The sequence below is a fragment of the Pantoea sp. Fr-CA_6 genome, from assembly GCF_024520895.1.
Taxonomy (GTDB): Bacteria; Pseudomonadota; Gammaproteobacteria; order Enterobacterales; family Enterobacteriaceae; genus Pantoea; species Pantoea agglomerans.
On record NZ_JALNPO010000005.1, the window covers coordinates 249148 to 271877 of the forward strand.

20 protein-coding genes are annotated in these 22730 nt (G+C 57.5%); 9 read left to right on the forward strand and 11 right to left on the reverse strand.

Annotation, left to right across the window (positions count from 1 at the left end; all coding sequences use genetic code 11):
- The first annotated feature begins 92 nt into the window (after positions 1-92).
- The 3 genes from NR201_RS11875 to NR201_RS11885 all read left to right on the forward strand — a co-directional run bounded on the left by NR201_RS11875 (position 93) and on the right by NR201_RS11885 (position 3250).
- On the forward strand, positions 93-752 hold the full coding sequence (locus NR201_RS11875) for a response regulator (protein ID WP_010252086.1): 660 nt from the start codon (positions 93-95) through the stop codon (positions 750-752).
- Entirely contained in the window at positions 749-2104 is a 1356-nt protein-coding gene (locus NR201_RS11880; RefSeq protein ID WP_022625242.1) for a HAMP domain-containing sensor histidine kinase, read from the forward strand. Before NR201_RS11875 ends, NR201_RS11880 begins: the two co-directional genes overlap by 4 nt.
- Positions 2105-2383: 279 nt before the next feature.
- Entirely contained in the window at positions 2384-3250 is an 867-nt protein-coding gene (locus tag NR201_RS11885) for a nucleoside-specific channel-forming protein Tsx (protein ID WP_010252090.1), read from the forward strand.
- A 96-nt stretch (positions 3251-3346) separates the two neighbouring features.
- On the opposite strand, the gene yjdN is transcribed toward NR201_RS11885, so the two are convergent.
- Positions 3347-3784: a VOC family metalloprotein YjdN gene (yjdN, locus tag NR201_RS11890; protein ID WP_010252091.1), complete on the reverse strand. Its 438-nt coding sequence runs from the start codon at positions 3782-3784 to the stop codon at positions 3347-3349.
- Positions 3785-3859: 75 nt separating this feature from the next.
- Positions 3860-4756 carry a LysR family transcriptional regulator gene (locus NR201_RS11895; protein WP_010252093.1) on the reverse strand — a complete coding sequence of 299 codons (897 nt, stop codon included), beginning with the start codon at positions 4754-4756 and terminating at the stop codon, positions 3860-3862.
- A 114-nt stretch (positions 4757-4870) separates the two neighbouring features.
- On the opposite strand from NR201_RS11895, the gene NR201_RS11900 reads away from it, so the two are divergent.
- From NR201_RS11900 to NR201_RS11915, 4 genes are all read left to right on the forward strand, one after another.
- Entirely contained in the window at positions 4871-6184 is a 1314-nt protein-coding gene (locus tag NR201_RS11900) for a M20 family metallo-hydrolase (RefSeq protein ID WP_256849801.1), read from the forward strand.
- A complete protein-coding gene (locus NR201_RS11905) occupies positions 6181-7623 on the forward strand; it encodes a M20 family metallopeptidase (protein WP_256849802.1) in 1443 nt (480 codons plus the stop codon). Before NR201_RS11900 ends, NR201_RS11905 begins: the two co-directional genes overlap by 4 nt.
- 161 nt (positions 7624-7784) lie before the next feature.
- A complete protein-coding gene (gene abgT, locus NR201_RS11910) occupies positions 7785-9302 on the forward strand; it encodes a p-aminobenzoyl-glutamate transporter (RefSeq protein ID WP_010252101.1) in 1518 nt (505 codons plus the stop codon).
- Positions 9303-9484: 182 nt separating this feature from the next.
- Entirely contained in the window at positions 9485-10894 is a 1410-nt protein-coding gene (locus NR201_RS11915; protein WP_187505735.1) for an MFS transporter, read from the forward strand.
- A 45-nt stretch (positions 10895-10939) separates the two neighbouring features.
- Here the strand turns inward: NR201_RS11915 and NR201_RS11920 are convergent, their stop codons facing one another.
- From NR201_RS11920 to NR201_RS11930, 3 genes are read right to left on the reverse strand one after another with little or no spacing between them, the layout of a single operon-like run.
- Complete coding sequence (locus NR201_RS11920; RefSeq protein WP_033780611.1) at positions 10940-12250, reverse strand: cytochrome c; 1311 nt, start codon at positions 12248-12250, stop codon at positions 10940-10942.
- Positions 12251-12260: 10 nt separating this feature from the next.
- Positions 12261-14045, reverse strand: coding sequence for a GMC family oxidoreductase (locus NR201_RS11925; protein WP_010252112.1), 1785 nt, complete (start codon positions 14043-14045; stop codon positions 12261-12263).
- Positions 14046-14047: 2 nt separating this feature from the next.
- A complete protein-coding gene (locus NR201_RS11930) occupies positions 14048-14782 on the reverse strand; it encodes a gluconate 2-dehydrogenase subunit 3 family protein (RefSeq protein WP_010672043.1) in 735 nt (244 codons plus the stop codon).
- A 276-nt stretch (positions 14783-15058) separates the two neighbouring features.
- On the opposite strand from NR201_RS11930, the gene sbmA reads away from it, so the two are divergent.
- Positions 15059-16300: a peptide antibiotic transporter SbmA gene (gene sbmA, locus NR201_RS11935; RefSeq protein WP_010672044.1), complete on the forward strand. Its 1242-nt coding sequence runs from the start codon at positions 15059-15061 to the stop codon at positions 16298-16300.
- A 47-nt stretch (positions 16301-16347) separates the two neighbouring features.
- Here the strand turns inward: sbmA and NR201_RS11940 are convergent, their stop codons facing one another.
- The 5 genes from NR201_RS11940 to NR201_RS11960 all read right to left on the reverse strand — a co-directional run bounded on the left by NR201_RS11940 (position 16348) and on the right by NR201_RS11960 (position 20068).
- Positions 16348-16647: a helix-turn-helix domain-containing protein gene (locus tag NR201_RS11940; RefSeq protein ID WP_022625233.1), complete on the reverse strand. Its 300-nt coding sequence runs from the start codon at positions 16645-16647 to the stop codon at positions 16348-16350.
- Positions 16640-16993, reverse strand: a complete 354-nt coding sequence (locus NR201_RS11945; protein WP_022625232.1) for a type II toxin-antitoxin system RelE/ParE family toxin — start codon at positions 16991-16993, stop codon at positions 16640-16642. The genes NR201_RS11940 and NR201_RS11945 overlap by 8 nt, the downstream gene beginning before the upstream one ends.
- A gap of 210 nt (positions 16994-17203) precedes the next feature.
- Positions 17204-18256, reverse strand: a complete 1053-nt coding sequence (locus tag NR201_RS11950; RefSeq protein ID WP_060681537.1) for a YncE family protein — start codon at positions 18254-18256, stop codon at positions 17204-17206.
- A gap of 202 nt (positions 18257-18458) precedes the next feature.
- Positions 18459-18668 (reverse strand): DUF1471 domain-containing protein, encoded by a 210-nt coding sequence (locus NR201_RS11955; protein WP_009092571.1) that lies wholly within the window; start codon positions 18666-18668, stop codon positions 18459-18461.
- A 212-nt stretch (positions 18669-18880) separates the two neighbouring features.
- The gene (locus tag NR201_RS11960) at positions 18881-20068 is read right to left on the reverse strand and encodes an MFS transporter (protein ID WP_256849803.1); all 1188 of its coding nucleotides are present in this window, start codon (positions 20066-20068) and stop codon (positions 18881-18883) included.
- 104 nt (positions 20069-20172) lie between these two features.
- Here NR201_RS11960 and NR201_RS11965 point away from each other — a divergent pair, with 104 nt between their 5' ends.
- Positions 20173-21138 carry an AraC family transcriptional regulator gene (locus NR201_RS11965; protein WP_256849804.1) on the forward strand — a complete coding sequence of 322 codons (966 nt, stop codon included), beginning with the start codon at positions 20173-20175 and terminating at the stop codon, positions 21136-21138.
- 22 nt (positions 21139-21160) lie between these two features.
- Here NR201_RS11965 and NR201_RS11970 read toward each other — a convergent pair whose 3' ends face one another.
- Complete coding sequence (locus NR201_RS11970; RefSeq protein WP_010252127.1) at positions 21161-22705, reverse strand: PAS domain-containing methyl-accepting chemotaxis protein; 1545 nt, start codon at positions 22703-22705, stop codon at positions 21161-21163.
- Positions 22706-22730 lie beyond the last annotated feature (25 nt).

Genomic DNA, 22730 nt, shown 5'->3' on the forward strand with positions numbered 1-22730 from the left:
CAACGCCGCCACAGTGCGAAGTATGACGGCGGATAATTCTGGCCTAACAATTGGTGAGTAAACTCCCCTCATCTTTCTGAAGGAGATCAGCCATGCGCGTGTTACTGGTTGAAGATGATGAAATGATCGGCGCGAACCTGCAGCAGGCACTGGAGGGGGCGGGCTGGTCGGTGGACTGGGTGCGTGATGGCATCTATGCCCAGAATGCCTGGAGCGAAGGCGGCTACAGCTGCGTGCTGCTCGATCTCGGCTTACCGCGCGATGATGGCCTGCAGGTACTGCGCCGGGCGCGCGGGCGCGGCGACGCCACGCCGGTGCTGATTCTTACCGCACGCGACACGGTGGCGCAGCGGATTCAGGGACTCGACAGCGGCGCTGACGACTACCTGCTTAAACCGTTCGATTTACAGGAAGTCATGGCCCGGATGCGCGCGATTACCCGACGCAGCCACGGCGCAGCAGACTCGGTGCTGGGCAGCGGCGATGTGCAGCTGGATATGATGACCCGCGAAGTGCTCTACAAAGGACAGCGCGAGCAGCTTACGGCGCGCGAATATGCCCTGCTCTACGCCCTGCTGGAGCGGCCAGGCGCTATTCTGTCGCGCGAGCAGCTGGAAAATCGCATCTATGGCTGGGGCGATGAAGTCAGCAGCAACGCGGTGGATGTCCTGATCCACGGGATGCGCCGCAAGCTGGATAACGACGTGATCCGCAACGTGCGCGGGCTGGGCTGGCGGGTACCGGCAATATGAAACCCTTCACCTTTATGCGTTCATTACGCAACAAATTACTCTCTACGCTGCTGATTATTCATCTGCTGATGATCGGCGGCGTCACCTGGTATTTCTTCAGCTGCTACGGCGATATGGTCGGCACCATGAAGGACGATCAGCTGGCAAAAATCGCTGATGCCTGGTCCACTAATAAACAGATGCCCGCCCTGATGCCGATGCTTATTGCGCCTGACAAGGCGAAGAGCGCCTTTGTGGTGCAACTGTGGGACGATCGGGGTCAGTTACGGGCCAGCTCATGGCCGGAGCTGCAGGCTCCGCTGCAAAATCAACGCGGCTATCGCGACGTGCATGTGGGTCAGTGCGACGACTGCGAATGGCGCATCTATACCCGGCCCGGCTTACCTGGCAGCGAGATAAAAACTATCCAGGTGATGCACAACCTCAGCTACATGAAGGCATTGATGGTCAAGCGGGCGCTGTCAGCGATCATTCCGTTGATCCTGATGATGCCGCTTTCACTGCTGGTGATCTGGCTGGTGGTGCGCAAGATCACCCGGGATCTGCAGGTCGCTTCGCGTCAGATTGCCGCGCAGGAGACGCATCATCCGCACAATGTCTCACCCGAAGGCTTGCCGGATGAGATCCTGCCGCTGGTGGCCGCCTACAACTCGCTGCTGAGTAAGTTGCGTGAGGCCTGGTCGTCGCAGCGTCAGTTCCTGGAAGATGCGGCGCATGAGCTGCGCACGCCAGTAACGGCGGTGACCTTGCAGCTGGAAAATCTGCGTCAGCACATCCAGCCAGGCGAAGCGAGCCGGCAGTTCAGCCAGCTGGAAGCGGGCGTCACACGCACCCGTCATCTGGTCACGCAGTTACTCAATGTCTCGCGTCAGGATGACCAGAGCGTGGTCGCCAGCGTCGAGCATATCGAACTGGACGATCTGCTGAAAGAGAGCATTGAGCAGCTGATGGTAGTGGCAGATAAACGCGGCATCGATATCGGCTTTAATGGCTCCACGCAGTATCGTCTGCAGGCCAGCCGTTCCGAGCTGCGCAGCCTGTTCGACAATCTGATTGGTAACGCCATGTTGCACACGCCGGAGGGCAGCCTGGTCGATGTGCTGCTGCATCGGGTCGCAGGTAAAACAGTGGTCGATATTGTCGATAACGGGCCAGGCATGCCGGAATCCTTTATCGAACGCGCCTTTGACCGTTTTACCCGTTCACCTGACGTTAAAGCCCAGGGCAGCGGGCTGGGATTATCCATTGTGCGCAACGTCGCACAGAAGCATCAGATTCACGTCGCCCTTTCCAATTGCATGACGCCACAGGGTGCCATTTGTGGTTTGCAGGTTCGCGTCACCCTTCCCTGATCCCGCCCGTTTGATCACGAACCAGACAACGTAAACGGTTGCCTGGTTCCGTTCGATCCTGGTCATTATTGTGAAGCGCATCACATTTTAGCTGAATTGTAATGCAACACTTTTTGACAAACGTGAGCAAAATCTATTTTCTATCGATCTGTTACAGGCACGCTACGCGGGCTGAAGAACTGGCTGTTATTTGCTGTGAAACCCTCATTCCCATCAAGGGACCGATTTCTCTCTGACTGCGTCTGCTGTGCGGCGGTCAAAAGCATGTGGCTGATAATAATGAAATTTAAAACGTTGATAGCAGGTGCCGTGCTGGCATGTTCATTGAGTGGCGCTGCGCAGGCCGCTGAAAGCGATCCGCAGTATGTCTCCGACTGGTGGCATCAGAGCGTTAACGTGGTAGGCAGCTACCACACCCGTTTCGGACCGCAGTTTAACAACGACGTTTATCTGGAATATGAAGCGTTTGCGAAGAAGGACTGGTTCGATTTTTATGGCTACCTCGATCTGACCAACTTCTTCGGCGCAGGCAACAGCAACGCCAACGGCATTTTTGATCACGGTTCACCGATGTTTATGGAGATTGAGCCGCGCTTCTCTATCGACAAACTGACCGGCACCAGCCTGGCCTTTGGTCCGTTCAAAGAGTGGTATTTCGCTAACAACTACATCTACGACATGGGCCGCAACAGCGATAGCCGCCAGAACACCTGGTATATGGGTCTGGGCACCGATATCGATACGCACAGCGATGTCGGCCTGTCGCTGAACGTCTACGCCAAATATCAGTGGGAAAACTACGGTGCGGCGAATGAAAACAGCTGGGATGGCTATCGCTTCAAGGTGAAATACTTCGTGCCAATCACCACGCTGTGGGGCGGTAATCTGGGCTATGTGGGCTTCACCAACTTCGACTGGGGTTCCGATCTCCGCGATAAAGGCGGTTCATCACGCACCAGCAACTCCATCGCCTCCAGCCATATTCTGTCACTGGGTTACGATCACTGGCACTTCTCTGCGGTGGCGCGTTACTTCCACAACGGCGGACAATGGGCGGATGGTCAGGAGCTGAACTTCGGCAATGGACCGTTTGAAGTGAAATCGACTGGCTGGGGTTACTACCTGGTGGCGGGTTATAACTTCTGATTACGTGCGGCGGCCTGAATAGCGCCGCCGCGCATTAATCCTGGCAGTTGCCATTAATTAATACGGCGCCGCAAATTGCGACGCCGGCTGGCCCGATTATTCCTGCGGCTTCTCGACATTGATGCGCCACGGAATGTTGAACTTATCAATGAACATCGCGAATCCGTTCGACCAGAACGTCTCCTGCCACTCAGTTGTCACCTTGCCGCCTGCCGACAGTTTCTCAAACCAGGCTTTACCCTTTTCGACATCGGTAGTTGAGAGACTGACCGCGTAACCGGCATGCTCAGACGCTGGCGGCTGATCGGTGTTGCCATCGCTCAGCATCAGCTCACCGTCACCAATACGCAGCTGGGCATGCATGATCTTTTCTGGCGGCTGCGGCGCGGCAGACTGATCGCCGACCTGCTCACCCTGATCCGGCATATCACCGAATTTCATTTTAGAGAGCAACTCTCCCCCGGTCGCCTGCAGGTAAAAGTCGATAGCCTCTTCGCAACGGCCATAGAGAAACAGATAAGGACTGACTTGCATCGTAACCTCTATATTTGTCGGGTGGATTTTTTTCAGTACCTTAACAGTGTAGACGATCGACTTTACTCACTGATTTTACTGGCAATAACGGCGAAAGAGTTGTGCCATATAACTGCTCATTGGGGTCAGCGTCGTGTCTTTGCGCTGGATCAGATAGAAGATCGCTTTCGGCAGGGGTTCGTCGAGCGTCAGCGCCACCAGCGACCGACCCAGAATCGGGTCGTCAATGACGTCGACCGACAGAATACTGATGAAATCGCTTTGCGCGACCAGGCTGGTGCAGGCCATAAAGGTTTCACAGGTCACCACAATTTTCGGGGCCATGCCGCGCTCGCCAAACAGATCGTGCAACAAGCGGTAGTAACTGCCTTTAGGCGTTGGCATCGTCCAGTCCGCCTGCTGTAACTCCGCCAGAGAACGCGCCTTTTCCAGCGGATGGCCTTTGCGCACCACCACCTTGTACTCGCGCTCCATCATCCGCTCATACATCAGCTCCTGATCGAGATGGCTTTGATCGTAGGTATTAATGGTGAAATCGAGCGCCCCCTGGCGCAGTTCATGCACCATCGACACCAGCTGGCCTTCGACGATGCGCACCTTCACCAGCGGGTATTCGCGATGAAACTGATTAATCACCTGCGGCATAATGGTGCGCGCCACGCTGCCACCGACGCCGATATTCACCTGACCGCCACCCAGTCCCAGCCGCTGCTGAATATCCTCTTCGGCGACCCGCAGCTCTGCCAGCACCAGGCTGGCATGCCGAAAAAAGTTATCACCGATATCGGTTAACACCACGCCCTGCTGACGGCGGATAAACAGCTTTGCCCCCAGCTCGCGCTCCAGTTCCTGAATCGCTTTGGTTAACGCCGGTTGTGACAGCCCGGAAAGACGGCTTGCCGCCCGGATACTGCCCTGTCGCGCCACGTCAACGAAGGCGCGCAGCTGATGGAGCTTGAGATTGGCAGACATAATTTTGCGATAACCGTTGTTTATCAGTCACAAGATATTCGCATCTTATGCCGGTCAATACCATTGTGTAGATTCGGAACAGTGCATAAAAAATCAACAACGAGGAGAGAGCCGATGAACCCCCTTTCAGACCACGTCAGCGCCCGGCTGCCACAGCTGCAACAGTGGCGTCGCGACTTCCATCACTATGCCGAATCGGGCTGGCTGGAGTTCCGCACCGCCACCTTCGTCGCTGAAGAGCTGCATAAGCTCGGTTATCAACTGAAGCTGGGCCGTGAGGTCATCGACGCCGACGCGCGGATGGGCTTGCCCGACAAGGCAGTGCTGAAGCAGCAGGAAGCGCGCGCGCTGCAACAGGGCGCGCTGCCGCAGTGGATCAGCCACTTCTCCGGCGGATTCTGCGGCATCGTGGCAACGCTTGAGACCGGCCGTCCTGGCCCGGTGATGGGCTTCCGCGTCGATATGGATGCCCTGGATCTCAACGAGAGCCAGGCTGACGATCATCTGCCGCAGCGTGAAGGGTTCGCCTCCTGCAACGCAGGCATGATGCACGCCTGCGGACATGACGGCCACACCACCATCGGGCTGGGTCTCGCCTCGGTGCTGATGGCGATGAAAGATCAGCTCAGCGGCACGATTAAACTGATCTTCCAGCCCGCCGAAGAGGGTGTGCGCGGCGCAAAAGCGATGGTGGCGGCGGGCGTAGTCGATGACGTTGATCGCTTCACCGCCATTCATATCGGCACCGGCGTGCCGGCAGGCGAAGTGGTGTGCGGCAGCGACAGCTTCCTCGCCACTACCAAGCTGGATGTTCACTTTACCGGCGTCGGTGCCCATGCGGGCGGTCGTCCTGAAGAGGGGCGCAATGCCCTGCTGGCCGCCGCACAAGCAACGCTGGCGCTGCATGGTTTAACCCAGCACAGCGGCGGCGTGGCACGGGTCAACGTGGGCGTGCTGCAGGCGGGGACCGGCCGCAACGTGGTAGCCGACTGCGCCCTGCTGAAAGTCGAAACCCGTGGCGTGACCAATCAGGTCAACGACGACATCTATCAGCAGGCGCTGCGGGTGATTGCCGGTGCGGCGGCGATGTATGGCGTTGAGCAGCAGGTCTCGCTGATGGGGGCCGCGCGCAGCTGTACCCCGACGCAGCCATGGGTTGATTTCATCCATCAGCAGGCGGACGCGCTCGGTATCTTCGACTCCGTGGTCGATCGTAAAGCGCAGGCGGCGGGTTCGGAAGATGCGACCTACATGATGGAACGGGTAAAGCAGCGCGGCGGTCAGGCCTCTTACGTCATTTTTGGCTGTGAGCTGGCGGCAGGTCACCACAATGCGAAATTCGACTTTGATGAGCGGGTGATGCCGGACGCCATCACGCTGCTGGCGACGCTGGCGCTGAACCAGGCGCAGTATGGGGGCTCACGATGATGGAAGACTTTATTGCCGACTATATCGCTCGTCATCAGCTTCGTTTCAGCACGCTCAGTGACGCCATCTGGGACACACCGGAGACCCGCTTTGCCGAAACCCGCTCGTCAGCCCTGCTTTCTGATGCGCTGGCAGAAGAGGGATTCAGAGTGGAACGCGGCGTGGGTGGCATCGATACGGCGTTTATCGCCAGTGCGGGCAGCGGCAAGCCGGTGATTGCCATCCTTGGCGAATTCGATGCGCTGGCGGGCCTGAGTCAGCAGGCGGGCTGCGCCCGGCCACAACCGCTGGAAGCCAACGGCAACGGACACGGCTGCGGTCACAACCTGCTCGGCACGGCAGGTGTTGCGGCGGCCTGCGCCGTGAAAGCCTGGATGGAACAGCATCACACGGGTGGCACGGTTCGCTTTTACGGCTGCCCTGGCGAAGAAGGCGGTTCGGGCAAGACTTTTATGGTGCGCGAAGGGCTGTTTGACGACGTTGATGCCGCCGTGACCTGGCATCCGGAGGGGTTCAGCGGCATGTTCAATCTGCGCACCCTCGCCAATATTCAGGCGGCGTTCAGCTTCAAAGGGGTTGCGGCGCACGCGGCCAATTCTCCCCATCTGGGCCGAAGCGCCCTGGATGCCGTCACGCTGATGAATACCGGGGCCAACTTTCTGCGCGAGCATATCGTTCAGGAGGCACGTCTGCACTACGCCATCACCAACAGCGGCGGTGTATCGCCGAACGTGGTGCAGGCCGATGCGGAGGTGCTCTACCTGATCCGCGCCCCGGAACTGCCACAGGCGCAGGCGATTTATGAACGGGTGATCAATATCGCCAGGGGGGCAGCACTGATGACCGACACCACGCTGACCGTACGTTTTGACAAAGCCTGCTCGGATTACGTCCCGAATCGCGCGCTGGAAGCGGTCATGGACCGTTATTTGCATCAGTTTGGTTTGCCCGACTACAGCGACGAAGAACGCGCGTTTGCGGCTGAACTGCGTGCCACGCTCACTGATGACGATCTGCGCAATGCCCGGCTCAATGCCGCCCGAACCGGTGGTGAAGCAGGTCACGCCTGGGCTGAACAACTGGGTGACAAGCTGTTTATGGATGAGGTCGCGCCCTATGCGGTCACACGTGAACTGCTTTATGGCTCCACCGACGTCGGCGATGTCAGCTGGGTGACGCCGACTGCACAGTGTTTTGCGCCCTGCTTTACCTTCGGCACGCCGCTGCACACCTGGCAACTGGTGGCGCAGGGACGCACCAGTATCGGGCATAAGGGGATGTTTCTGGCGGGCAAAGTGATGGCGGCCACGGTGTTAACGCTGTTAACGGATCGGCAGGCGCTGGCTGGCTGCCGGGCCGAGTTTGATCGGGTACGCGCCGCGCAGCCCTATCACTGCCCGATCCCGGCGGGGATCACACCAACAAAACTGGCCGAATGAGCCAACGGCCGTGTCTCTGACGCGGACCACTATAAAAAAATATTGCAAACACTTCCCCGATTCAGCGGTGCCGGAACTGAACTCAGCGCCTGTCGCACAACGCGACCGGCGTCAGGCCTTGCTACCGCCGATAAAAGGGACACAAGACGAGAACCAATACCATGGAAGCAACATCCGAGAACCGCAGTCCTGGCCGGCTCTTCAGCTGGATCGAGCGCGTGGGGAATAAAGTCCCCAACCCGTTTTTACTGTTTGTCTATCTGATCGTGGTGCTGATGGTGGCGACCGCCATTATCAGCGCGCTGGATCTGGCGGTGAAGAATCCGAGCAACGGCGAAATCGTGCGGGTGAATAACCTGCTGAGCGTCGCAGGCATTCAGTGGATCCTGCCAAATATCATCAAAAATTTCAGCAGCTTTACCCCGCTGGGATCGATTCTGGCGCTGGTGATTGGTGCCGGACTGGCGGAAAAGGTCGGCCTGCTCCAGTCGCTGATGGTGAAGATGGCGTCACGCGTCAGCCGCCGTTATGCCAGCTACATGGTGCTGTTTATCGCCTTTTTCAGCCATATCTCCTCGGATGCCGCGCTGGTGGTGATGCCGCCGCTGGGCGCACTGATCTTTCTGGCGGTGGGCCGTCATCCGGTGGCGGGCCTGCTGGCCGCCATTGCCGGTGTGGCCTCCGGCTTTACCGCCAACCTGCTAATTGTCACCACCGATGTGCTGCTCTCGGGCATCAGCACTGAAGCGGCTAAAGCGGTCAGCGACACGGTGCATGTCAGCGTCATCGATAACTGGTTCTTTATGGCCACGTCGGTGATTGTGCTGACGATTGTGGGCGCGCTGCTGACCGATAAATTTGTCGAGCCGCGACTGCCAAAGTGGCAGGGCAACGGCGAGAAGCTGGCGGCGCTGACGCCGCTTGAAAACCGCGGTCTGCGGGCTGCCGGGATCGCCGCGCTGCTGTTTATCGCCCTGATGGCGCTGCTGGTGGTGCCGGAAAATGCACCGCTGCGCAATCCCGCCACCGGCGCCATTATTCCCTCGCCTTTTATTCAGGGCATTGTGCCGATCATCATTCTGTTCTTCTTTGTGGTGGCGATTGCTTATGGCGTGGTCACCCGACAGATCCGCCGTCCGGATGATATCCCGCAGCTGCTGGTCGATCCGATGAAGGGCATGGCGGGTTTTATCGTGATGGTGTTTCCCCTGTCGCAGTTCGTGGCGTTCTTCAACTGGAGCAACATGGGCAAATTCATGGCGATCGGGCTGACTGATGTGCTGGAGAGCGCAGGCGTCAGCGGCGCGCCCGCTTTTCTTGGCCTGATGTTCCTGTCGGCGTTTCTCTGCATGTTTATCGCCAGCGGCTCAGCCATCTGGTCGATTCTGGCGCCGGTCTTTGTGCCGATGTTTATGCTGCTCGGCTTCCATCCCGCCTTTGCCCAGATGATTTTCCGCATCGCCGACTCCGCCGTGCTGCCACTGGCACCGATGTCGCCGTTTCTGCCGCTGTTTCTCGCCTTTTTGCAGCGTTACCAGAAAGATGCGCAGCTCGGCACCTATTACGTGCTGATCTTCCCCTATCCGCTGGTGTTCTTTATCAGCTGGATAGCGCTGCTGCTGGTGTGGTATCTGCTGGGTCTGCCGATCGGGCCAGGCGTCTGGCCGAAACTGCCGTAAAGCACAGTGCCACGGATGGCAAAACCTGCAACGTACGTTGCTAAATAGTCAGCAACGACCCTCTCGGCAACGGCGGATGAATTGACTATTCTGCTATTTCTTCGCTTGCTAACGGTTAACTATTTTAATAAGCCTCCGACCGGCTGCGAGTCGTCTCCACACTGCCTGAGGTTCACGCTGACATGACCACCTCCTCCACCAGCCTGCCACCGATGAACGCTTCATCGGTGGCCCGTAACAGCTTAGCCGCTCGTGTTGATGCGCTGCCCTCCTCCGCCGGATTGTGGCGCTTTATTACGCTGCTGGCGCTGGGCGGCTTTTTTGAGCTTTATGACCTGTTTGAAACCGGCTACATCAGTACCGGCCTGCTGTCGGCGGGCGTATTTCACACGGGTGCGGCAGGCGTGCTGGGCTTCTCCGATCAGGCGGCCTTCGCCTCAGCCACTTTTCTCGGTCTGTTTTTTGGTGCCAGCCTGCTGGCACCCTACGCTGACCGCTTTGGTCGCCGTCTCACCTTTATGTGTGCGCTGCTGTGGTACGGGCTGTTTTCACTGCTGATGGCGTTCCAGCAGAGCGCAGAGATGATTATTCTGTTCCGCTTTCTGGTGGGGATCGGGCTGGGCGTCGAGCTGGTGACCATCGACACCTATCTGTCGGAATGGGTGCCGACCCATCTGCGCAGCCGCGCCTTTGCCTTCTCCTTTTTCGTGCAGTTTTTATCGGTGCCGGCCGTGGCGCTGATGTCGTGGTGGCTGATTCCGCAAACGCTGTTCAGCCTTGAAGGCTGGCGCTGGGTGGTCATTGCGGGCGCGGTCTGCTCGCTGGTGATCTGGCTGGTGCGCAGGAACCTGCCGGAGTCGGCGCGCTGGCTGGCGCAGCAGGGTCGTCATCAGGAGGCGCATCAGGTGCTGTCCACGATGGAGCAACGCTGCGGCATCCCGGCAGGACCCGCTTTTTCAGCCGACGACGCCGCGGCGCAGCTGCCAAAACGGGGGCGCTTCAGCGAGATCTGGTCACCCGCTTACCGCAAGCGCACCCTGATGCTGGTGGTGATGAATTTTTTCCAGGCGATCGGCTTTTTCGGCTTTGGTAACTGGCTGCCTGCGCTGCTGTCAGGCCGCGGTGCCACGGTGACGCACAGTTTGCTTTATGCCTTCTTCATCACGCTGGCCTATCCGCTGGGATCGCTGATCTGTAGCCGCTACGCCGATAAGCTGGAAAATAAGTGGCAGATTGTCCTGTCGTCGCTGATGACGGTGGTGTTCGGCACGCTGTTCGCCTTCCAGACGCAGCCGGTATTGCTGATTCTCTGCGGCTTCCTGATCACCTGGTCCAACGCCTGGCTGACCTTCAGCTTCCACGCCTATCAGACCGAGATTTTCCCGACCCATATTCGGGCGCGGGCGGTCGGCTTCTGCTACTCCTTCAGCCGTCTCTCTACGGTATTCAGCAGTATTTTGATTGGGGTGATCCTGCAGTATGCCGGTACGCCAGGTGTGATTACCTTTATCGTGCTGAGCATGATGATGGTGATGCTGTCGGTAGGGATTTATGGGCCGAAAACGCGCGGTATCGATCTGGAGAATATCTAAAAGAAAAGGCCGTCATCCTGATGATGACGGCTTTTTTACTGCTGATTATTTGCCTTCCAGTACCCGGATATCTGCACTGCCCAGCCGATCTTTCTCATCTTTACGCAGCTCAGCGACCTGTTTCGCGCTGACCGGCTCCGACGCCTTGTTGCCCCAGCTGTTACGCACGAAGTTCACCACGTCCGCCACCTGCTGATCGTCAAGACGCCAGCCAAATGCTGGCATGGTAATGGTCGACGGCGCGCCATTAACGCCAGGCAACTGTCCGCCCACCAGCACGATATGGATCAGTGAGGTCGGATCGTCCGCCAGCACCACCGGATTACCGCGCAGCGCCGGATAGAAACGTTTATAGCCGCTGCCATCGGTTTTATGGCACGCCGCACAGCTGTCGACGTAGGTGGCTGCCCCCGTCGCACTGTCGTCACCTTTCCACAACGCTTTGGCGGTAGCGTCATCGACGCTGAAGGCTGCCTGATGCGGATCTTTCGCGCCCAGCGACTTCAGATAGCGCGCAATCGCCGTGATATCGGACTCGCTCAGGTGCTGCAGGCTGTGTTCCACCACGTCGGTCATGCCACCAAAAGCAGCGGTCTGATCGTTGCGGCCATAGCGCAGGAACTGACGCAGGTCCTCTTCGCTCCAGCGACCCAGTCCATCGCGGTTGTCACCACGCAGATTGCTGGCGGTCCAGCCATCAATCGGTGCGCTGCTGCCCGCCAGATAGTCGCTGCCCTCATTGTTGGTCAGCGCCTTCTCCTGCATCGTGATGCTGCGCGGCGTGTGACAGGCCCCGCAGTGACCCAGTCCTTCTACCAGATAGCGACCACGTGCCAGCACCGGATCTTCCTGGGCTGCAGGCTGGAACGCTTTCACGTCGGGCGCAAAAATCCCGCGCCAGATCGCCAGCGGCCAGCGCATCGACAGCGGCCAGGGAATGTCGCTCTCCCGGTTTGGCTGCCCGACCGGCGCGACGCCATGCATGAAGTAGGCGTAAAGCGCCTTCATGTCTTCATCGCTGACCACGGCATAAGAGGGATATGGCATCGCCGGATAGAGCGTATCGCCATTTTTCGCCACGCCCTGACGCACCGCTTTCTGGAAGTCGTCGTAGCTGTATTCGCCAATGCCAGTCGCGGGATCGGGCGTAATGTTGGTGGAATAGATGGTGCCAATCGGTGTTGCCATCGGCAGACCACCGGCAAAGGCCGCGCCGCCTTTGCTGGTGTGGCAGGCCACACAGTCACCGGCTCGCGCCAGATACTCACCCCGTTTAACCAGATCGTCCTGGCTGCTCTCCGCCAGGGCGGCGAACGTCAGGGAGCCAAGAATCAGAGCCAGAATGCCATTTTTCATCGCCATGTCCTTATGCCTGCACCAGTGGGCCTGGGTTTTTCAGGTAGTGTTCGCGAATCGCTTTAGCTGACCAGTAGGTCAGCGCCGCCACCATGCCGGTCGGGTTGTAGCCCAGCCCCTGCGGGAAAGCTGATGCGCCCGGTACAAACACATTCGGTACATCCCAGCTTTGCAGATAACGGTTAACCGCACTGGTTTTTGGATCGTCGCCCATGATCGCCCCGCCACTGATGTGGGTAGTCTGATAAACCGTGGAGTCGAAATGGGTGCCAGGCTTTTTCGCGCCGCCGATGATCATCTTCGGATTCATCGCTTCCGCGATATTGCGCATCTTGCCGACCATGAACTGCGCCATTTTGATGTCGTTCTCCTGCCAGTCAAAGGTCATGCGCAGCAGCGGCTGTCCATAGGCATCTTTGTAGTTGGGATCGAGATCAAGGTAGTTGGCGCGATAAGACTGGTGGGCGCCGTGCGCATCCATCGACAGATGATGGGTGTAGGTATCCGCCACCGCCGCTTTCCATTTGCTGCCCCAGTTGGGCGTACCCGCCGGCACCGGCAGGCCGGAGATCGGTTTGGTGCCCGCCTGGTTAACCCAGAATGGCGAACCACCAACAAAGCCCAGCGGCCCATGGTCGAAGTTATCCGCGTTGAAATCATCAACTGCAACACCTGCGCCACCCGCACCGATAAACGGATTAGTGGTGGTGTTCTTATCAAACAGCGCCTTCAGCGTAGAGAGGTTCTGATAGGCGAAGTTGCGGCCTACGGTCCCTTCGTTGGTAATCGGGTTGTAGGGTTTGCCGATGCCCGACAGCAGCATCAGGTGAACATTGTGGAACTGGAAGGCGGAGAGGATCACCAGGTCAGCGGGCTGAATCTGCTCGCGGCCCTGCCCATCCACATAGGTCACGCCGGTCGCACGCGTTTTGTCATCGCTGAGATTGACCCGCAGCACATAAGAGTTATTGCGCAGCTCAAACTTCGGCTCCTGACGCAGCGCAGGCAGGATATTGACGTTAGGCGACGCCTTGGAATACATGTAGCAGGCGTAGCCGCTGCAGTAACCGCAGAAGTTGCACGGCCCCATCTGTGCGCCGTAGGTGTTGGTATACGGACCCGAGGTATTGGCGGACGGCAGATCGTAAGGGTGATAGCCGACCGACTCTGCCGCCTGAGCAAACAGCTGCGCCGAGTAAGTGCGCTTCTGCGCGGGCAGCGGAAAGTTATCTGAGCGATCGGGTGCAAACGGGTTGCCGCCTGTATCTTTGCCGACCACTTTGCCTTTGATACTCCAGGCGCTGCCTGAGGTGCCAAAAACTTTTTCCGCTTTGTCGAAGAACGGCTCCAGCTCATCGTAGCTGACGCCAAAATCCTGAATCGTCATGCCTTCCGGAATGAAGTTCTTGCCGTAGCGCTCTTCGTAATGGCTGCGCATCCGCAACTCAACCGGATCGACACGGAAATGGACGCCGGACCAGTGAAGACCCGCGCCACCGGTACCGGTGCCGGGCAGAAATGCCGCCAGCTGACGATAGGGCACTGCGGTCTGCGACGCATCATGACGAATGGTCACGGTGCTTTTGGAGAGATCCTGGAAAAGCTTTTTGCGGACGTTATAGGTCAGCTCATCAATGGACTGCGGATAGGAGCCATCAGGATAGGTATCACGATGCGGTCCGCGCTCCAGCGCCAGCACGTTCAGGCCCGCTTCGGTCAGCTCTTTCGCCATAATGGCACCCGCCCAGCCGAAGCCGACAATCACCGCATCCACTTTTTTCATTTCGTTTGCCATGCTTAGCTTCTCTCCCCGCGAATCGACACTGACGGGAACGGATAACGTTCGCCGCGCTCTACCCAGTCCATAAAGTCGGCGCGTGCGCCAGGGAAGTTAATCAGCTTCCAGCCGACCATGCCCTGATTCCCGCCGTGTATAGGATCGCTGAAGAAGCCTTCACGGGTATTCTGCAACAGGAAGCTAAAGAAGACTTTTGCCGGCAGCTGGCTGAATTCAGCACTGCCATTTTCCATCGCCTGCAGTAAGGCATCCTGCTGCTCGCCACTGAGCTGGGCGAACACCTTGCCGTGCTGCTTTTTGCTGTAATTATCGGCATCGGCCAGACCGAGGCGGTAGATCTGCTGTGGCACCAGCGGCAGCTGATAGCCCAGCTCTTTCGGCAGGTCGGGGTTAAACGGCCCCTGCATATACCAGTTCGACCCCGTGGCATACGGCGTATTCATCTGACGATCGATAAACTCAGGCACGCCCGCTTCCAGCGCACCAGGCCCGCGTTCATCGCTGGGGATAAGCCGTGCCACGGCGGCGGTAATAAAAGCAAACTCTTCGGCGGTGAACCAGTTCGGCTGGTAGTCGCGCGCCTGCTGTGGCGTGGCCGGGGTTTCAGCCGCCTGTGTGGCCAGCGGCAGGGAGAGAGCACCCATCGCTGTGGAACCTACCGCCATTGCAGGCGCCAGGGTGATTGTCTTCAGCAAAAAATCCCTGCGTGAATGACCCTTTTTTTGTTCTGACATGACATTGCCTCATTCCCGCGCTGACCGGCGGTATGAAAAAAATAGGTGGTTGCGTTGTAATGGTTTTTATCAGCAGATACAGGCCAGGAGCCTGTTTGTTACCGGTAACAAACAACCTATTGTAACACTGCCATTCACAAAGATTTAGTTCCAGGAAACAAAACCGCACAATTTCATTAACATCTATCCCCCTCCTGTCATTAGCAGAAACAACAGACTACAGACAGCGACCCGTCAAAAACGTTATAACAGGCAACACACAACAGCGGAGTGCCTATGTTTAAGTCTTTTTTTCCGCGGCCAGCGCTGTTTTTCAGCTCTGCGGCTGTCTGGAGCTTAGTAGCGATTTTTGCCTGGTTCGGCTTTGCCGCGCATCTGCCCGGCATCTGGCCCACCTTTGAAACAGCAATGAAACAGCCCCTGCCGACGACGGCAGCGCGTTTTATCGCCGTGAGTCAGCTCTGGTTCTACCTCTATTACTGGATCATGGTAGCCATTTTTGCCGGGGCCTGGCGGTTAATTGATGCGCATCCATGGCAACGCTGGTCAGTCTGGGGCTCCGCGCTGATCATCTTTGTTACCTGGTTTGGCGTGCAGGTCGGAGTGGCCATTAACGCCTGGTATGGACCGTTTTATGATCTGATTCAGAAAGCGTTAACCAAAGCGGGATCGGTGCAAATTGCGGAGTTTTACCATGAGGTTTTCTCTTTTCTCGGCATCGCATTAATCGCAGTGGTGATTGGCGTACTCAACTCCTTCTTTATCAGCCACTGGGTTTTCCGCTGGCGTAGCGCCATGAATAACTACTACATGCACAACTGGCAGCGTCTGCGTCATGTCGAAGGTGCCGCACAGCGTGTGCAGGAAGACACCATGCGGTTTGCGACCACGCTGGAAAACTGGGGTGTCAGTTTCATTCAGGCGATTATGACGCTGGTGGCGTTTTTACCGGTGCTGGTCGCGCTCTCCCATCACGTGAAAGATATTCCCATCCTCGGCAATATTCCTTACGCACTGGTAATTGCCGCTGTGCTCTGGTCAGTGTTTGGTACTGGCTTGCTGGCGCTGGTAGGGATCAAGCTGCCGGGGCTGGAGTTCCGCAATCAGCGGGTTGAAGCCGCCTACCGTAAAGAACTGGTCTACGGCGAAGACAATGCCGATCGTGCCACACCGCAGACGGTTCAGGAGTTGTTCAGTCGGGTGCGGGTTAACTACTTCCGTCTCTACTTTCACTATCTCTACTTCAACATCACCCGCATTCTCTATCTGCAGGTTGATAACGTGTTTGGTCTGTTCCTGCTGTTTCCATCCATTGTGGCGGGCACCATCACGCTGGGCTTACTCAACCAGATCACCAACGTGTTTGATCAGGTGCGCGGCTCGTTCCAGTATCTGATCGCCTCCTGGTCGACGCTGATCGAACTGATGTCGATCTATAAGCGTCTGCGCAGCTTTGAGCAGATTCTGGATGATGTTCCGCACGATGAGATGATGCGCGAAGCGTCGGAAGAGGTGTAACGGGTTGGAAAGAGAGAAGCCACGATAATGTGGCTTCTCTCTTCTAATCACAGATCAAAAGCTATTCTTTTGCCTGTCGGCAATTTGACATCGATACTTATCTCGCCTCCCAGAGCCGTAACGTAACGCTTCAGCGTAGAAAGGCGGGGATCATTATCAGCCTGTTCCATTCTGGCGATAGTTGGCTGTTTCACACCCATTGCGTGCGCCATCTCTGTCTGTGACAGGTTAAGTTCTTCGCGCAACATGTGTAGCGCGATAACCTGCCGCATTGCATCGACTTTTTTGGCAATGCGTTCGCGACTCTCCGGACTTTGATTTGCCATCAGCTCTTTTAAATTAGCCATTATCCCCTCCATTCAAATATTTGCGGAATTCAGCATCTGCCAATTTGATCATGTCTTTATAGAATTTCTTTTCCTTAACCCCGGTTTTATCGCCTGCACACAACACAATGCCGCGGCGAGAAGGATCAAAAGCAAAGAAGGCCCGTATCGGTTTGCCTTGATGCTGCACTCTTAATTCTTTCATATTCGGAAAATCAGAGCCGTCTACGGTATCAGCAAACGGCCTCGCTAAATGCGGCCCATACTCAGACAGGATAACTATCGCGGCGAGCATATCCTCCTTCAGTTCCTCACTCTGAGCCTTAAACCACTCATCAAATCTTTTGGTTGTATCCACATCCCACATCGCAACATCCTTATAGCGAATAAGCTATAAATGATGCTATAGCCTGTTCGCTATAAAGGCAAGTGTCTCGCGGGCCGCCAGGGCAAAAGGATATCCCAGACTACAAAACGGCTTTGAAAATAAAAAAAGCCACTCGTCAGAGTGGCTTTCTCGTTTACAAAGACCGGATGTAAAACAGCTTCAATACAGCAGTGTCCGGGACTTCACGCCTTACAGTGCAATACGCATCACGCTGTCAGGATTTTTTGGCGGCGCCTTACGCGAGCCAGGCTGTTTCACGCTGACATAAAGCACCTTGCCGTCTGCCGAGAGTGCCAGACTGTTAGGCAGCGCCGGGGTTTTCACCGTGCGCTTCACCTTATAGCTGCTGGCGTCGATGATGCTGACTTCACCCGCTTTGCGATGAGTAACATAAAGCTCATCGCGATCACCATTAAACAGCACCGCCAGCGATTCCGGCACATCAATCCGCTGAATCACCTGCTGATTACGCAGATCAACCACCAGTACCTGCGCCTGCTTTGAATCCGTCAGGAAGGCGCGCTGACCGCGCGTATCCAGCGCGATGTTCAGGAAGAAGTGCTCTTTATCGCCGTCAATCTTCTGCTTTTTCTCAATGGCATTGGTGCGCGCATTGATCGTCACCAGTTCACCATCACCGTTGGTGACGTAGACCTTTTGCGCGTCTGAATCTACCGCCAGGCCGGTGCCCATTTTACCGGTATTCGGGATGGTACTGACAAGCTTCAGCGTGCTGCCATCCACCACCCAGACCACGCTTTGCGGTCCCAGGCCGGTGATATAAACCCGGTTAGTTTTAGCATCAACCGCCACCTGACGCGGCTGCAATGGGCGCACGGTCTCACTGCGCTTACGGCTATCCAGCACCAGCGTGTTGAGCACTTTGCCGCTGCTGGCGTCAATGGCCGTAACCGAGCCGTTTACGGTGTTGCCGATGTAGAGCACGTTGGTTTGCGGGTTGATCGCCGCGCCGAACGATTTCAGCGCCGTGTTGATCGACTGCTGTACCGCCAGCGTCGCCGGGTCGAGACGGAAAACGGTGCCGCCGTCACCGCTGCTGTTCTGCGCTGTCGCCACGAACAGCGCGTTATCTTTCGGGCTGACTGCCAGTTCATAGACGCCTTTACCCACGGCCTGATTGAGATCTTCAGCCTGCACCGCCAGCCATCCTGAGGCAGAGAACAGGGCCGTAGCCAGTAACAGCGGACGCAGGGTCCGGCACGTATTGGTAATCGCTTTCATAACTTCTCCATAGTTAATCCACTGCAGACGCAGTGAAAAGAAAGCCCGACATTGCAACCAGAAACAGCTGACCAGCAGTCAGATGCAGAATTGTTTTTGAGAATAATAATTATTTCGGGGGGAAAGGGACAGGATTATTAGCGGATAAACGCCGCCAGGACGCCCAAAGGCGTCCTGTCAGCACAAGAGGGTAAAACTTAACTTATTTCAGCAGCTCAGCGGTCATGTGAACGCCGTTGTTGGTGTAAGCTTCAGTGATTTTATATGAAGCACCAGCTTCCTGAGCCTGCGCAGCGATTTTCGCTTCAGCACCATCCAGCGTAGAGTCGATGGCGGTCACAGATTGGGCGAAGCTGGCGAATGGCAGAACAGAAAGCGCGATAACAGCTGCAAAAGTTTTGATAGATTTCATGGTCAATTCCTCGGTTAATTTTTATCAGGTAAGGCTTGCTGCCTTGTTGATAGATATATTAGTCCGGAAGTTGATCAGTAAAAAGCGGAGGGTTTTGCTTAACTCGTTCAGTAAAATTGATGATAAAAAGCACATTTCGCACAGTTATCACTCAAAAGGTTAATAATCTACGCCCATTAAAAAAGGCAGCATATATTGCTGCCCTTGAGAATTTAACCGTGATGCCGTACCCGGGTGAAGATGGTCAGCGCGGCCAGCAGCATCAGCACTCCGCTGGCAACGAACACACCGCCTGCGCCGCGCAGGTCAAACATCCAGCCGCCCGCCGCCGCGCCGACAGTAATCGCCAGCTGGATGGTGGCAACCAGTAAACCGCCGCCCGACTCCGCATCATCCGGCACCGCGCGCGAAATCCAGGTTGACCAGCCGGTTGGCATCGAACCAAACGCCATACCCCAGATCGCCACGCCTGCGCCTACCATCCAGCTGACATCGCCAAAGCTCACCAGCAGCAGCGCGGTGACACTCATCAACAGCGCCATGCCACTCAGGGTCAGTGATACGCTGCGGGTGACCAGGAAACCGGCCAGCGAGGTGCCAAAAAAGTTCGCCACACCAAAGGCCAGCAGCACCAGCGACAGCTGATTGAGGTTGAGCTGCGCAACGCTTTCCAGAAATGGACGCAGATAGGTAAAGAAGGCAAAGTGACCGGTAAACATCATGATTACCGCCAGCATTCCCCAGCGCATCACACCAATACGCAGCAGCGCCAGCACCCCGCCGTTGCGGGCTTTGTTCTCTGCCGGCATGGCGGGCAGGGTAAAGAACTGCCACAGCAGCGCCACCGCACCCAGTCCGGCAGTCAGCATAAAGATGTTGCGCCAGCCCACCAGTCCGCCGAGATAGCTGCCCAGTGGCGTAGCGATAATCGTCGCCAGCGAGATACCGCTGAAGACGATAGAGAGCGCACGCGGCACCTGATCGGTGGGAACCAGGCGCATGGTGATGGCGGTTGAGAGTGTCCAGAAGCCGCCAATGGCCATACCCAGTAGCACCCGCGCCAGCAGGATCACCGTCAGGTCAGCCGCAAACGCCACCATCAGTGCCGACGCGATCAGCAACAACGAAAACACCAGCATGACGATGCGGCGGTCGATGCGCCGTGTAACGCTGCCGGTGACCAGACTGGTAAACAGCGCCACCAGCGCGGTGATGGTGACGGTCTGTCCCGCCTGCCCTTCTGATACGCCCAGGCTGTGGGCCATCGGCGTCAGCAGACTCACGGGTAAAAATTCGGCGGTGATGAGGCTGAACACCCCAAATGCCATAGCAAATACCGCGCCCCACGCGGGACGGGACGGCGAGGAAACCTCATCAGCCACTTCGGTTGTCAGACTCATGCTGCTTCTCCGGAAGATAAAAAAGTGAGTGTGAGCATAGAACGCCGTGTCAGGACGATCTATGATGCTTACACCTTCATTTTTGATAATTCGTCTGGAATCACATGAGCCACTATGGAGATCTGACCAGTGAACTGCTGATGGGGATGCGCCTCTATGGCGTGAACTATCAGCGTATCGCAGTGAGCGCGCCGTTTGGGCTGCGTTATGATCACGCGCCGGGCCGGGCGCAGTTCCACTTTGTCGGACGCGGCTCACTGATGGTGCGCAGTGCCTCCGGCGAGGTGTTTCAGCTCAACAGCGGCGATGCGCTGCTGGTGCCGCACGGCAAACCCCACAGCCTGATCTCCAGTGAGGAGGCGAGCTGCCAGTGTATTAAGAACATGGCGAGCAAGCCGCTCTGCGACAGCGTCTGCGCCATTGCAGCCCCGGAAGATGCCTGTGATGACGAGCACAGCGTGCTGTTATTCAGCGCCTGCATGGCGTTTGAGCTCGGCGGCATGCAGCCGCTGATCAATACCATGCCCGATGTGATGCTGGTGAGTACTCTGCTGTCGCAATACCCGGAGATTCAGCCGATTCTGGCGGCGATGGAACGGGAGTCTCGCACCCGCCAGGCGGGATTCGCCGGGATTCTGTCGCGTCTGGCAGATGTGGTTGCCGCGCTGATTGTGCGCGGCTGGGTAGAGAACGGCTGCGGCGAGCGCAGTGGGCTGGTGCAGGCAATGCGCGATCCACGTCTGAGTCAGGCGATTGCTGCGATGCATCGGGAGCCAGGCGAAAACTGGACGGTGGCGCGGCTGGCCAGCGTGGCAGGCTGTTCGCGCTCAGTGTTTGCCGGACGGTTTCTCAATGCCACCGGCATGACGCCGCTGCGCTATCTGACGGAGTTGCGGATGCGGCTGGCGGTGCAGCGGATTGTGAACAACGGTGAAGCGGTGGAAGCCGTGGCTTATCATCTCGGCTACGGCTCGATTGCGGCATTCAGTCGCGCCTTTAAACGGATTGTCGGTCAGTCACCAGGCGCACTGCGTGCCGGACGCGACGGCACGCAGGCGCTGGCCTCTTAACCGGGCCGCTTAATCTCTTCTCTTAACGAAAGACGCTGATCGCTTCGACCAGACGGTTAGCCTGATGAGTCATACGACCTGAAGCCTCGGCGCTTTCTGTCACGCGGGCGGCATTCTGGTGGGTGATATCATCAAGATCTTCCACCGCTGAACTGACTTCGCTGAGCGCGGTCGCCTGTTCGGCCGTGGCGGCGCTGATCTGGGCGATCAGTGCGGTGACATTCTGCACCTGCGACACGATATCCTGCATCGTGCGGCCTGCCGCGCTGGCGTGCTCATTGCCCGAGTTGACCCGGCTGGCGCTGGTTTCAACCAGCATTTTGATTTCGCTCGCGGCTTTGGCGCTGCGCTGCGCCAGGCTGCGCACTTCTCCGGCGACCACCGCAAAGCCTTTGCCCTGCTCACCGGCCCGCGCCGCTTCCACGGCGGCGTTCAGTGCCAGGATATTGGTCTGGAACGCAATCCCGTCAATGACGCTGGTAATATTGGCAATCCGCTTTGAACTGTCAGCAATTTCGCCCATCATGCCCATCATTTCGGTCATCACCTCACCGCCTTTGCTGGCAGCGTGGCTGGTGCCGGCTGAGAGGGTATTCGCCTCATGTGCAGTTTCAGTGTTGCTCTTCACCGTGGCGGTCATTTCGTTCATGGTGGCCGCAGTCTGCTGCACGTTGGCAGCCGCCTGTTCGGTACGGCGGCTGAGTTCGTTATTGCTGCGGGCGATGGCGTCGCTGGCGCTCAGCACATTGATCGCCTGGCCGCTGACATCATCCACCAGCCAGCGGAACATCAAGCCGAGCTGACCGATGGCGCGCAGCGTCACACCCACCTCATCAACGCGGTCCATCTGCTCCACTTTATGGCTGGCACCGGTTGCCACGCTCAGCGCCTGTTTGCACATCCGCTCAATAGGGCGTGAAATCTGCTGCTCCAGCCACAGGCTGCAGAGCAGAAGCAGCGCAGCCATTCCCGCGGTAAAGCCTGCCAGTGCAGCGGGCGTCATGCCCAGCGCCCAGACGCCCGCCACCGAGAGGGGCAGTAACGTCAGCAGCGTTGTGCGGATCCGCCAGCGAAGGGGCAGCGTCTTCAGGATTGAGGCGGGACGACGCCAGCCGCTGCGAACCAGCAGGCCTTTGTGAAAACGTCGCCCTCTGGCGCGGCCTTCACGAAAATCCTGATAGAGCACCTCAGTCTGACGCACTTCCTCTGCCGTGGGTTTGGTGCGCACCGACATGTAGCCCTGCACTTTACCGTCGCGGACTACCGGAATGGCGTTGGCCCGCACCCAGTAGTGATCGCCATTTTTACGGCGGTTCTTGACCAGTGCCGTCCAGGGTTCACCCTGTTTCAGCGTCGCCCACATGTCGGCAAACGCTTCTGATGGCATATCGGGGTGACGTACCATGTTATGCGGCTGGCCGTTGATCTCGTCGGCGGTGAAGCCGCTCGCCTCAATAAACGCGTCGTTAGCGTAGGTGATGTGGCTGTTAAGATCGGTGGTCGACATCAGTGTCGCATTATCGTCGAACAGATATTCACGCTGAGAGACAGGCTGGTTGTTACGCATCAAAAGTCCTTGGAGACCCGACGTC

Coding starts and splice junctions, on each gene's coding strand:
- NR201_RS11875 (WP_010252086.1), top strand. CDS start 93: ATGCGCGTGTTACTGGTTGAAGATGATGAAATGATCGGCGCGAACCTG.
- NR201_RS11880 (WP_022625242.1), top strand. CDS start 749: ATGAAACCCTTCACCTTTATGCGTTCATTACGCAACAAATTACTCTCT.
- NR201_RS11885 (WP_010252090.1), top strand. CDS start 2,384: ATGAAATTTAAAACGTTGATAGCAGGTGCCGTGCTGGCATGTTCATTG.
- yjdN (WP_010252091.1), bottom strand. CDS start 3,784: ATGCAAGTCAGTCCTTATCTGTTTCTCTATGGCCGTTGCGAAGAGGCT.
- NR201_RS11895 (WP_010252093.1), bottom strand. CDS start 4,756: ATGTCTGCCAATCTCAAGCTCCATCAGCTGCGCGCCTTCGTTGACGTG.
- NR201_RS11900 (WP_256849801.1), top strand. CDS start 4,871: ATGAACCCCCTTTCAGACCACGTCAGCGCCCGGCTGCCACAGCTGCAA.
- NR201_RS11905 (WP_256849802.1), top strand. CDS start 6,181: ATGATGGAAGACTTTATTGCCGACTATATCGCTCGTCATCAGCTTCGT.
- abgT (WP_010252101.1), top strand. CDS start 7,785: ATGGAAGCAACATCCGAGAACCGCAGTCCTGGCCGGCTCTTCAGCTGG.
- NR201_RS11915 (WP_187505735.1), top strand. CDS start 9,485: ATGACCACCTCCTCCACCAGCCTGCCACCGATGAACGCTTCATCGGTG.
- NR201_RS11920 (WP_033780611.1), bottom strand. CDS start 12,250: ATGAAAAATGGCATTCTGGCTCTGATTCTTGGCTCCCTGACGTTCGCC.
- NR201_RS11925 (WP_010252112.1), bottom strand. CDS start 14,045: ATGGCAAACGAAATGAAAAAAGTGGATGCGGTGATTGTCGGCTTCGGC.
- NR201_RS11930 (WP_010672043.1), bottom strand. CDS start 14,782: ATGTCAGAACAAAAAAAGGGTCATTCACGCAGGGATTTTTTGCTGAAG.
- sbmA (WP_010672044.1), top strand. CDS start 15,059: ATGTTTAAGTCTTTTTTTCCGCGGCCAGCGCTGTTTTTCAGCTCTGCG.
- NR201_RS11940 (WP_022625233.1), bottom strand. CDS start 16,647: ATGGCTAATTTAAAAGAGCTGATGGCAAATCAAAGTCCGGAGAGTCGC.
- NR201_RS11945 (WP_022625232.1), bottom strand. CDS start 16,993: ATGTGGGATGTGGATACAACCAAAAGATTTGATGAGTGGTTTAAGGCT.
- NR201_RS11950 (WP_060681537.1), bottom strand. CDS start 18,256: ATGAAAGCGATTACCAATACGTGCCGGACCCTGCGTCCGCTGTTACTG.
- NR201_RS11955 (WP_009092571.1), bottom strand. CDS start 18,668: ATGAAATCTATCAAAACTTTTGCAGCTGTTATCGCGCTTTCTGTTCTG.
- NR201_RS11960 (WP_256849803.1), bottom strand. CDS start 20,068: ATGAGTCTGACAACCGAAGTGGCTGATGAGGTTTCCTCGCCGTCCCGT.
- NR201_RS11965 (WP_256849804.1), top strand. CDS start 20,173: ATGAGCCACTATGGAGATCTGACCAGTGAACTGCTGATGGGGATGCGC.
- NR201_RS11970 (WP_010252127.1), bottom strand. CDS start 22,705: ATGCGTAACAACCAGCCTGTCTCTCAGCGTGAATATCTGTTCGACGAT.